This is a genomic window from Clostridium sp. KNHs214 (genome assembly GCF_000744935.1).
Classification (GTDB): domain Bacteria; phylum Bacillota; class Clostridia; order Clostridiales; family Clostridiaceae; genus Haloimpatiens.
This window is the reverse complement of record NZ_JQMW01000009.1, coordinates 860683-872478: the sequence shown is the minus strand read 5'-3', so window position 1 is coordinate 872478 and position 11796 is coordinate 860683. Positions and strand designations below refer to the sequence as shown.

Genomic DNA, 11796 nt, shown 5'->3' with positions numbered 1-11796 from the left:
ATTTTATGTGAGGAGGATTTTATGTTTAATTGGATTAATTCAAAAGAATTTTCATTTAACAGTTTTTTATTAATGGATAGATGGTTAATTAGTCAGATTTTAAGTAACCATCAAGATGAATTTTGTACAAATATGGGAATTGCACTAGCTAATAATCCATCTGTAGCGTGGTATTTTATTAACCGCTGTCCTGAATGTAAAGAAGTAGTGGATACGCTTATCGATAAATTACCGAAAGAACTTTCGCATCAGGAAATAAGAAAAGCGGAGGAATATGTTATTGATTACGCTGATTGGGCAATAGTTTATGTTTATCCTGAAATAATGAATAAAAACTGCCCCTACATTAAATATTGGGATTCTGAGCATCTACTATCAATGACTGATTTTACTGATAAAATAGTCCTTGATGTAGGGAGTGGCACCGGAAGACTTGCCTTTACAGCAGCTACTAAAGCAAAAATGGTTTACGCCAGCGAACCAGTTGATCGCATGCGTGAATATATGCGTGACAAAATTAAAAAGCAAAACATTTCTAATATAGTTGTTATTGACGGATTTGTAGAAAATATTCCATATCCAGATAATTTATTTGATATTGTTATGTCGGGACATGTTGTGGGGGATAATTATAGCAAAGAACTCTCAGAACTTGAGAGAGTTACCAAACCTAATGGATATATAATTGACTGCATGGGTGAGGATGACAGAAAAAGAACTAAGCCTAATGAGGAACTTTTAAAAGCAGGTTTTGAATATTTTTATTATACAAGTAAAACAGGTGGAGATGTTTATAGGTATATAAAAAAGGTACTAAAGTAATTACTTCAACTGTATTTCTCAATTCTAAATTCAGTAAAAATGATTATTTTGGGTGTTGTGACATATGTATATACTATTATACTTCTTAAAAATAATATATTACAATTGCAGTATTAGCTAATTTACAGTACTTTAATTTAGCTATACTAGCACAGTTAGGGATGGTAATTAAATGAAAAATAATAAAATCAAATTTATTTTCCTTTTAAATTGTAGTGTGTATTTCTATATTTTAATGAAAATATGGTCTTATATTTTTAATGAAGTCATACCTAGTAATATTAGATTTACATTATTAGGTATAATAGGCATGCTCGTAATAGTTGCTCCAATTTCTTTATTAATTAACTATTTTTTATTTAAATGTATTAAGGAAAATATAAAGTGAAGTACCACCGAGATAAACAACGGTGACTTCTATGTACTTACCGTAATAAAAAAGTTTATTATACTCGCTTATCTTTCTTTCAATAAATTTTTTATAATAATACTCTAAAATAGGATATGATGTTTTAAATCTTATTGAAATAAGAAAGCCTTGGTAAAATGAAATATTAACTCAAAAAATATGTGCTGGAAATCATGAATATAACTACTAATTTAAAAGAGGTGTTCAATATGAAAAAAGCTATAGTACTATTAGCTAAGGGTTTTGAAGAAGTTGAAGCTTTAACTGTAGTGGATGTTTTGAGAAGAGGAGAAATCCATTGCATAACCTGTTCTATAAATGATGATGAAGAAGTGGTAGGAACCCACAACATTCATGTAAAAGTCGATAATCTATTAGAAAAGACAGATGTAGATAAATATGATGCTTTAATAATTCCAGGTGGTATGCCTGGTGCCACAAACTTAAGAGATGATGATAGAGTTATAGAATTTATAAAAAAATTCAACAAAGAAGATAAAATAGTAGCTGCTATATGTGCAGGACCTATGGTTTTTGGTAAGGCCGGGATTTTAGATGGGAAAAAAGTAACTTCTTATCCTGGTTTTGAAAAGGAATTAGGAAAAAGTATATGTGTTGAAGAAATTGTAGTCCAAGATGGTAACATTATAACAAGCAGAGGACCCGCTACAGCTCTGTATTTTTCATTTAAAATTTTAGAAAATTTAGTATATAAGGTCACAGTAGAAAACTTAAAAGAGGATATGCTAGTAAAGTTTGTAGAAAAAAATTTATAAAAAAGAACAACGGCTTCTGTTTTGAAGTGCAAAACGGAAGCCGTTGAAAAAAGAAGTACCTCCTCTATTAGTGGATTGAGGCCTCTAAACCTACTTTCATTTTTCTTTAATTTAATAATCATTAAATATACTAAGCCTAAATTAGTGTTATATAATCATTATTTTTAATAAAACCACTATATTTTTCTTGTTTTCCACGTAAAAACTCATCAAAAAATCTTATTGTTACATCATTTATTACTTCATGTGCTTTTTCTACAGATAAAGTTTCACTTTCCTTTTTTTGACCTATTATTGTTGAATAATCTGAAAAAATCATATGTTTTGAACCATTAAGTTTTATAAAAGATTTATACCCACACAAATAATTAAAAAGTTTCTTTTGCTCCTTATGAGAATCTCTTAATATATTATCATAGAGAATAATTTCCTTTTTAAATTTTTCACCATCTAATTTATTTTTAAAATAATCAATAAATTCCTTAATGGATGTTTCATAATCAAAAGTACCTCTTCTAAAATTCAAAAGGGGTGTATTTAATTTTTGTTCTTCTTCTATGTTGAAAAATTGTAAAGAGGCATCAAAAAGCACTGTGGCTTTAATTCTAGAATCACATTGTGAAGCTTTAAAAACAGATGCTCCTCCTAGTGAATGTCCTATCACTCCAATTCGCTTTAAATCGAGTTTATCTTTAATAACATCATCTTCATTATTTAATTGTTCAAGTTTATTTAATACAAATAAAATGTCATTTTTCCTAATATCTATAAGGTTTTTCTTGTCATTTTGATTTAATTCTTTCTTTGGCGGTTTAAGCATTTCCCCATTTGGCAAAATAGTGAGCATGCTATCATTAGTATGTCCTATTGTAAACACCACATACCCCCCACTTACTAATTTTTCAACATTAAAAGTCATATAATCTCTTGGAGCTCCAAGTCCTGTTGAATGTATAATTACTGGATACTTAACCTCATCTTTACTTATAGGAGCATCATTATATATGTTAGTTTCTATTCTTTCAAGGAACTTTTTCTTTTCTACATCATTCTCCAAAAGTACAAAATTTCTAAATGTATTAATAAAATCATCTTCTCTTGGACTATATAAGTCCGCATAAAGTGCCTGTCTATTTTCTTTCCATGTTTCATCAATAGGATAATAAAAACTTATAATTACTTTTCTATTGTCATTACATTCTATTAATTTTTCTTTTCTTTCTTTATCTTCTAAAATTCTTACTATTCTTCCTATTTTCATTATATTTCACTCCATTAATTTTATTTGCTATATTTAATTGCAACAATACACTATTTTACAATATATGATATAATTTATATTATACTACAAAATGAATAAAAAAGAAACTTTGTATTATAGTACCAGCTAAAATTTAGTAGATAAATTATATGTAAAATTATATACTTTATGGAAGAATTAATACTAATGAAAGATTTTATGAATAATGAGTGGAATTATGAAAGAAGGTAGCTAATATGCAAAATAAATTTGAAAAGATTGCTATTGAACATGGGGATAGGCTAAAGGTCATATCAATAGAACATCTAAAAGAACTACGGCGGATCATTGAGAACTTCAAGGATCAAGAAGAACTTAATGATTTTCAAAAATGGATTATAAATGAACTATATCAGTTTCAGATACCTAGAGAAGATTTCAAAGTTAATTCGATTATACTTATTGCAATTCACCATCCATTTTATGCCAAAGTCGACTTTATTAAAGAAGGAAAAAAGAAAACCTTTCTTAGTTTGGTGAATTGTGATTTTAATAAAACAGAAGAATATTTAAGAAAATTTGTAGAAGAAAATGGTTATTCTATTAAGTTAGCAAAGAATTTACCAATGAAAAGATTAGGTGCACATAGTGGACTAGCGAAGTATGGGCGAAACAATATTACGTATATTAATGGTTTAGGAAGTAATTTTACATATGCAACATATTTTTCAGATATGATGTGCGAAGAAGACACTTGGGGTAAAGTAGAAAATGCAGCCAACTGTAGTAATTGTAATTTATGTATTAAGCATTGTCCCACAGGCGCTATTCTTAAAAATAGATTTTTAATAGATAATCAAAAATGTCTATCATGTATTAATGAGGTTCCTGGTGAATTTCCAGATTGGCTTTCTAAAACAGCACACCATACATTATATGATTGTTTAATATGTCAGCGTATCTGTCCTATGAATTATAAGCAAATGGATACTGTTATTGAAAATATATCATTTACAGAAGAAGAAACTAATATGTTGTTAGCTGGAAAGGCCACTGATACCTTTTCTAATGAATTTAAAAGAAAAATTTACAGGCTTGGAATAAATAAATGGTATGATGCAATTCCAAGAAATTTAAAAACTTTATTCGAACTATAAAATCAATTAAAAATAAAAGATTGGAGGCTAGTCTAAAATGTATCGTTTAGGCATAATTGAAGAAAGTTTAGATAATAAAAATGTATTAGGTATGATTAAAAAATTCTTTTATTCACAAAGAATTGAAAAGGTTCCCGAAGATGATGTACCCATATGGCATACTAATGAGTATCATATACCTGATAGGGAAATTATAAAACTACTTACGATTCTAGAGAAACATATTAAGCCTACTTGGTATATCCATGCATTTAACGAAGAAAAACTTTATGTTGTCTTACAAGATAAATGGTTTGAAATCTCTCAAGAAAAAGACAGTAGTTGGAATGATATGATTGAATATGGAGTAGAAGTTGCAGAAGTAGAAAGATATTTTCTTGAAAATATCCCATTACATGTTTAACTATAGTTAACAAAATTAAATGAATAATGATACTATATCTATAACCAGTACTTAAGAATAATGAATTTTAAAATTAAGTTATAATTTTATGGGGGGGATAAGCATGCCTAATAACTATTTATATAATAACAGTGATGAGAAAACAGATTTACGATTAAAATTTAATGAGGATGAATTAAACTATGACAGATTTCGTCCAACTTACGTAGCAGAAATGTTTAATGATATTATCAATTATTCTGAATTAAATAGTTTGAAAAAAGCACTTGAAATAGGAATAGGAACAGGTCAGGCAACCCTGCCAATTTTGAAAACAGACTGTAAAGTCACCGCTGTTGAGCTTGGCAAAAACTTGGCTGAATATGTAAAACATAAGTTTTCAAAATTCAGTAATTTTGAAGTGAAGAACCTTGAATTTGAAAGCTTTATTACTGAAAGCAATCAATATGACATTATATATTCTGCAACTGCCTTTCATTGGATACCACAGGATTTGGCTTTAGCTAAAGTTCATAGTTTATTAAAACCTGGTGGAACCATAGCTTTATTCTGGAATCATCCATTTGTTAATCGTGAAGATGATGTGGTTCATAGAGAAATTAGGAAGGCATATGCTAAATATAGACCATCAGGTAAATCACCCACTGAATTTGATGGAAGTACGTGCAAACAGTATGCAGATATTTTATCAGCATACCATTTCACAGATGTTAAAACTAAGCTTTATCACAATAGGCGAGAATTCAATTCACATGATTATATTTCTTTGTTGAATACATATTCAGACCATAGAGCCTTGCAGAGCGATGTTAAAAATGGATTAGAAAATGAAATTGTACAGGCAATAGATAAGTTTGGAGGCAAGATTATCATTTATGATACGATTGATTTATATTTAGCAAAAAAACTTTAAGTTTTAAATTTTATTATATAACAAATTATATTTAGAAAGTAGATGAGAATATGAGTTGGGTTGATCCAATAAAAGAATTTGTCCCTTTTAATGAGCAAGAGAAAAAAGACAAGAAAATAATATTGAAATACATAAATATGTTTGATGATATTTTAAAAAGAGATAATGAAATTATTCATATAACAAGCTCTGGGTTTGTAATAAATAAGGATAAAGACAAAGTATTAATGGTACATCATAATATATTCAATGCATGGTCTTTGCCAGGAGGACATGCAGACGGTGAGAAAAATTTATTAGATGTTGCTATATCAGAAATTAAAGAAGAAACAGGAGTAAAAGATATTATTCCTATCACTAATAAGATTGTTTCATTAGATATTTTACCTTTGTTTGGACATTTTAGAAAAGGAAAGTATGTTTCATCACACTTACATATATCAATAGTATATTTAGTTCAGGCTGATGAGAATGATCAAGTTATTATTAAACCAGATGAAAATAGTGCTGTAAAATGGATTCCGATCAATGAGATAGATATACACTCAAATGAATCCCATATGAAGAAAATTTATAATAAAATAATATCTAAAATTTGCCAGAACAAGTTTTAGTATTTTCTTAGTTCTTAAAGAGCATTTAGTATATGTTGAAAAATTAAGAAATTAATTGGTTTTGAACAAATGGGAGAAGCTCTAGATGGTGAAATTGATATGATATTACATTTATAAAATACATGTGTTCATATTACGGAATAGTAAAAAATTTTAAACTATAAATATTTGTAATATTTAATAAAATTAATACATTAATTGAATATATTATGATATAATTGTACAGAGAGGTTTGTTAAAAATAGTAATTATTTAGGATAGCTGCATAGTTACAAGATTTTTACGATAGGTGGGATGTTGCTATATGTTAGATGACTTTTTTCCATTGGAAGTATCTGTCCTGTCATCAAACGCTCTTCGTAATTATATTGCACAAGAATATTTTCCTCAGGCATCACTGAGATGTCGACTATTTTATAGGGGTTTGCATGACATATATAAGATTAATTCAGACAATAAAACATATTTTTTCAAGGTATATCGTCAAGGAATAAGACGCATAGAAGAAATTCAATCTGAGATTGATTTACTTAATCACTTGAATAATTTGGATATTAAAGTATCATACCCTGTCATTAAACAGGATGGAACATTCATTGGACAATTTAAGACTATAAATGGAATAAGGTATGGCGTATTGTACACGTCTGTTGGAATGCGTGAATTTGACCAAATAGATGAAACGGCTGAATTAAACGGAAATCTAGGAAGTTATGTTGCTTCCATTCATAACGCTTGGGACAAATGTAATTTTGTTATTAATCGCCCAAATTTAGACTTGCATTCATTTATAGATGAGTCTATGAGTAATATAAGAGAATTTTATAATATCCATAATTTCGACATAGACTTTTTAGAGGAAGTTGCAAAAGAAGCAAAGAAAAAGTTGACAAATATAGCTACTAAAAAACCACAATATGGAATATGTCACGGTGACATTTATGGTGGAAATATACGGATTGATGCTGATAACAATCCTGTACTATTTGATTTTGATTTCTGTGGGAATGGATGGAGGGCTTATGATATATCATTGTATGCTTTTCCCTTTGGTATGGGATGTGATTTAGCAAAGTTCAAAAGAAGAGAACAGCGTAAAAATCAATTTCTAAATAGATATAACAAGGTTAGAACTATGAACGAAAATGAAATTAAGTCAATTGAAATCTTTATTCCATTCCGAAGGATTTTTAATATTGGTACTCTTTACATTTCTTTTTTACAAAATACTTGGGGAGACTCGCTTGTTATTAGAAACGTTGATGATGATATTTTAAACTTAAAAAAATGGTTAGATTTAAATTCCATATTTTAATTTTATATAGAATTAAAAATAACTTTTTAGGAGGGGTATTATGTCTGAACCGACTAAATCTAGGATATTAAGTTGCTTAAAAGGCCTGGCGGTTGGAGATGCCATAGGAAAACAAACAGAAACTTTATCCTTTGAAAAAATCAAAGAATGGTATCCTAATTGTATAAACGGGTTTGAAGGTAAACTCGGCACTATAATGCCAAGATACATAGACAGGCATTATGAATGGAAGTTCGGAGAAACTACAGATGATACTGAACAAACTATTGCTGTTGCTGAATCAATAATAGAAGAAGGGACAGTATCTCATAGTAAAATTGGTGAGAAACTAATGTTATGTAAAAAATCTAATAGGCCTACTCTTCAGCTTGGAAAATTTCAACAGCTTCGAGATGTAAATAGAGTTGTGTATGATGGTGATGGGTGTGGTGCTGCAATGAGAGTAGCTCCTATAGGCATTATTCATTCAAGTGATAAATTACATGAAATTGTTTCTGATGTTTTTGAATGCTGCATTCCTACTCATGGGTCCCAATTGGCCATATGTGCAGCTGCATCTATTGCTGGAGCAGTTTCAGCAGCTATTGATGGTAAATCAATAGAGAACATTTTTGAAATTGCACTTAAGGCTAGCATAGAATCTCAAAAGTACAGAAAATCAAATGAAGATCTTAAATACTATGAAGCATTAATGCATATGTACCAAGACTTATCGTCACGAAGTGAAATAGATATTAACTATCTAAATGAAAATTACTTTCCTAAAACTACAATTAATATAGTCCCACTTTCTATAGTTATTGCTCTCATTACTAAATCAGCAGAAAAGTCAACATTACTAGCAGCTAATTTAGGTGGAGATAGTGATTCTGTTGCCTCAATGAGTTCAGCCATTGCAGGAGCAATTTCACCAGATACAGTTAATAATAAATGGTATGATGATGTCCAAGCTGTTAATGAAAATAACTTAATAGAATTAGGAGAGAGGTTATATTTACTTAGACATTGATTGAATAGAGGTGCCTATATATGAAAAAATATGAGTATAAATGTGTATACATCATAGGTGGTGGACAAACAACAACAGAAATACTTAATAAATATGGACAACAAGGTTGGGAATTAGTATCTACCTGGTGAATTTGGTATTATTTTAAGAGAGAGATTGAAAATTAAATTACTTTAGAATATTATTAGGCTGCAATGAAATGAAAAAAATCGCAGAATAAGAAGTATTTATATAAACTTGACTTGACAGATATACAAATGTATAATTATGGTATGAATCTTTCGAAGGGAGTGATGTATTATGATGAAATTCAATATGGTAATAAAATTAAGCATAACTCCCGGCATGGTTTATTAGAAGATGAATAATGTAAATTTTTGTAATAAATACCCGGGAGAAATCATCATTTCACCTGGGTATTTTTATGCCCAAATTTAAATAATTTGATTTTATAAATCCAAGTATTTAAGGTTTGAAAGGAGTTTTAATTTGGATACAATTGAAACAATTTATAAAAGAAGGAGTATACGAAGCTATTTAGATAAAAAAGTTGAAAAAGATACGATTATGACTTTATTAAAAGCTGCTACAGCAGCACCAACAGCAGCAAATTGTCAGCCGTGGGAATTCATAGTTGTTGATGATACAGAGAAACTTTTAGAACTAAAAGACAAATTAAATTTTGCAAGGTACAATGCACCTGCTGCTATTGTCGTATGTGGTAATATGAAATTAGCATTTAAAGGTCCTGGTAAAGATATGTGGGTTCAAGATTGCAGTGCCGCAATAGAAAATATTTTAATTGCGGCAACAAGTATGGGACTTGGTTCAGTTTGGATAGGTGTATATCCTATTGAAAGTAATATAAAGCCAGTAAAAAAGATACTCAATATACCAGAGCATGTTACCCCTCTTGGTATTGTATACCTTGGATATCCTGCTGAGGAAAAAGAAGCGAGAACGCGATTGGATGAAAAAAGAGTATATTGGCAGGAATATGAACCTAGTCGTAAACATAGGATAAAAGATAAGCCTATTATAGGACATTATTAGTGAAATAAAAGAACTCTATCATAATTTAAACAATCACAAAAGAAAATTTTTACTTAAAACTTTAATACAAGATATTTGAATATTGACAAAATTATCTTTCTAATTAGAAATGGGAGTTTGAGGTAATGTTATAAGCATAATTTTACATTATATATAATATGCGAAAAAATTTGAAAGATAAATATTCTGTTAGAATAATAAATAGTAATTTATAAAAAGTGGGAGGAAATGAAATGAATAACAATGTAAAAAAAAGATTTGATAATGCAAGTAAAGAGTATGTAACTGATAACTATATTTGGAGATATAGAGCAGGTCAACTGGTAAGTGAATTAGCCAATCCAAATGTAAATGATGTTATTTTAGATATGGGATGTGGAACAGGCAAACAAATTATTGAACTTTCCAACACTATAAAATGTGGTATAGGAATTGATATAAGTGAAGGAATGATTAGACAATCAACTAAAAATGCTAGTGACGAAAATAGAGAAAATGTTGAATTTTTTATTGGAACTTTTGATGAGCCTGATGAAAATGTTGATTTGAAAGAAAAGCGAATTACTAAAATTATTTCAAATTATGCATTACATCACTTGAATTCACAGGAAAAGAAGAAGGCAATTGAAAATATGGTTTACATAGGTGGACAAAGCTTACAAACTATTGTCATAGGTGATTTAATGTTTTTTGAAAATCCAGATAAGTATGAAGATGAATACGATGAAATTGGCTATGGACCGGGTAGTGACCAACCATCAACGGTTGAAGAGTTAGTTAAATGTTTTTCAGAATTAAATTTTAATATTGAAGTACATCAATTACATCCCCTCGTAGGTGTTTTAGTAGCTAGTAAAAGCTTTTGCTTAAAATAGTTAGTATATAGGATATGATTTAACTAGAATTGCCTATGAATGGATAAAATAAATAAAATCAATTGATATATAGAGATCTACACTAGATATGAGGCGTGAGGTGTTAAAAATGATAAAAACAATTTGTAATATTGAGGATGTAATTGATTTCGCATGGGAATTGAGTCAGGATAACCTAAATGCGAGCTATCCAAGAAAGGAATCAATTATCGAGCTTAAAGAATATATTGAAAAATTTGTAAGTGATGACAGCAAAAATGTACTAGCTTGCTATCATCAAGGTGTATTGTGTGGAATTTGTCTTTATTTTTGGATAACTGATGAAAAGTATGCTCAAACAAAGGTATTTTTAATTAGAGGTGATTATGAGCAAATTGCAGAAGAATTTATTAATTATATAAGTAATCAATTATCTGGATATCAATTTTTTATAACTGGAATACCTTTTACCAATAAAAATGCAAATAAATATTTTAATGAAAAAAATATTGAGTGTATTGAATCAAGCATTGTTACAAGAATATGTAATTTGGAATTCCATACGAATCAAAGGAATAATTTTGTAGAGGAAATTAATAAAACCAATTTTGAGGAATATGTTAGATTCCATGATAAACATGCTATTCCTTTAGAAATGTATTATAATGCCCAAAATCTTAAAAGGGATATAGATCGCTTTCGAATATTTGCTTTTAGGCATGATGAAGAGATACACGGGAGCATTTTTGCTAAAATAGTTAAAGAAGATGCAGAAGTATTTGGATTGTTTATAGATGAGAAATATAAAAATAAGGGCATTGAAAGTATATTAATTAATAAAATGCTTACACAATTATATAATGAATTTGGTGCAATAAAAGAAATTGTATATTTTATTGATGAAAATTCCACCGATGAATTAAATTCAGCATTAGCTGCAGGTTTTGAAGTTCAAGCTAAATATAGGTGTTACAAATGTACACTTTAGCTTGCCAAATTGTTATTTAGTAAAGGTTAGTATTTTTTTATATCACGAATTGTTAACTAAGTTATTAATAGTTATGTGCCATTGTGATAATCTCAAATCAGCATCTGTAATGCAAAAAGCAGGAATGTCAAAACAAGGTGTGTTTAGAGAAGAATATAAATGTAGAGGTAAATGGGTAGACCAATTTTATTTTAGCATTTTAGAGCGGGAATATCATAGAATTTATAAAGAAAGCTAGTTTAG

Annotated in this window: 14 protein-coding genes; 13 read left to right on the top strand and 1 reads right to left on the bottom strand. The window is 29.0% G+C overall.

The window, feature by feature from the left end; translation table 11 throughout:
- Positions 1-21 precede the first annotated feature (21 nt).
- On the top strand, positions 22-822 hold the full coding sequence (locus CC89_RS06620) for a class I SAM-dependent methyltransferase (protein WP_035290483.1): 801 nt from the start codon (positions 22-24) through the stop codon (positions 820-822).
- A gap of 618 nt (positions 823-1440) precedes the next feature.
- Positions 1441-2007 carry a DJ-1 family glyoxalase III gene (locus CC89_RS06610; RefSeq protein ID WP_035290478.1) on the top strand — a complete coding sequence of 189 codons (567 nt, stop codon included), beginning with the start codon at positions 1441-1443 and terminating at the stop codon, positions 2005-2007.
- Positions 2008-2143: 136 nt separating this feature from the next.
- On the opposite strand, the gene CC89_RS06605 is transcribed toward CC89_RS06610, so the two are convergent.
- On the bottom strand, positions 2144-3268 hold the full coding sequence (locus CC89_RS06605; protein ID WP_035290475.1) for an alpha/beta hydrolase family protein: 1125 nt from the start codon (positions 3266-3268) through the stop codon (positions 2144-2146).
- Positions 3269-3504: 236 nt separating this feature from the next.
- On the opposite strand from CC89_RS06605, the gene CC89_RS06600 reads away from it, so the two are divergent.
- The 11 genes from CC89_RS06600 to CC89_RS06555 all read left to right on the top strand — a co-directional run bounded on the left by CC89_RS06600 (position 3505) and on the right by CC89_RS06555 (position 11791).
- A complete protein-coding gene (locus tag CC89_RS06600) occupies positions 3505-4404 on the top strand; it encodes a 4Fe-4S double cluster binding domain-containing protein (protein ID WP_035290473.1) in 900 nt (299 codons plus the stop codon).
- A gap of 37 nt (positions 4405-4441) precedes the next feature.
- Positions 4442-4807, top strand: a complete 366-nt coding sequence (locus tag CC89_RS06595; protein ID WP_035290470.1) for a hypothetical protein — start codon at positions 4442-4444, stop codon at positions 4805-4807.
- 103 nt (positions 4808-4910) lie between these two features.
- Entirely contained in the window at positions 4911-5720 is an 810-nt protein-coding gene (locus CC89_RS06590) for a class I SAM-dependent methyltransferase (protein WP_051931563.1), read from the top strand.
- A gap of 50 nt (positions 5721-5770) precedes the next feature.
- The gene (locus CC89_RS06585; protein WP_035290468.1) at positions 5771-6334 is read left to right on the top strand and encodes an NUDIX hydrolase; all 564 of its coding nucleotides are present in this window, start codon (positions 5771-5773) and stop codon (positions 6332-6334) included.
- Positions 6335-6638: 304 nt separating this feature from the next.
- Entirely contained in the window at positions 6639-7649 is a 1011-nt protein-coding gene (locus tag CC89_RS06580; RefSeq protein ID WP_035290466.1) for a phosphotransferase, read from the top strand.
- A 40-nt stretch (positions 7650-7689) separates the two neighbouring features.
- Positions 7690-8658: an ADP-ribosylglycohydrolase family protein gene (locus CC89_RS06575; protein WP_035290464.1), complete on the top strand. Its 969-nt coding sequence runs from the start codon at positions 7690-7692 to the stop codon at positions 8656-8658.
- A 20-nt stretch (positions 8659-8678) separates the two neighbouring features.
- Positions 8679-8789 carry a DUF4177 domain-containing protein gene (locus CC89_RS19915; RefSeq protein WP_081896987.1) on the top strand — a complete coding sequence of 37 codons (111 nt, stop codon included), beginning with the start codon at positions 8679-8681 and terminating at the stop codon, positions 8787-8789.
- A gap of 358 nt (positions 8790-9147) precedes the next feature.
- Positions 9148-9711 (top strand): nitroreductase family protein, encoded by a 564-nt coding sequence (locus tag CC89_RS06570; protein ID WP_035290462.1) that lies wholly within the window; start codon positions 9148-9150, stop codon positions 9709-9711.
- Between the two features lie 233 nt (positions 9712-9944).
- Positions 9945-10586: a class I SAM-dependent methyltransferase gene (locus CC89_RS06565; protein ID WP_035290459.1), complete on the top strand. Its 642-nt coding sequence runs from the start codon at positions 9945-9947 to the stop codon at positions 10584-10586.
- A 109-nt stretch (positions 10587-10695) separates the two neighbouring features.
- On the top strand, positions 10696-11553 hold the full coding sequence (locus CC89_RS06560) for a GNAT family N-acetyltransferase (protein WP_035290456.1): 858 nt from the start codon (positions 10696-10698) through the stop codon (positions 11551-11553).
- Positions 11554-11602: 49 nt separating this feature from the next.
- On the top strand, positions 11603-11791 hold the full coding sequence (locus CC89_RS06555) for a GNAT family N-acetyltransferase (RefSeq protein ID WP_185750692.1): 189 nt from the start codon (positions 11603-11605) through the stop codon (positions 11789-11791).
- Positions 11792-11796: the final 5 nt, after the last annotated feature.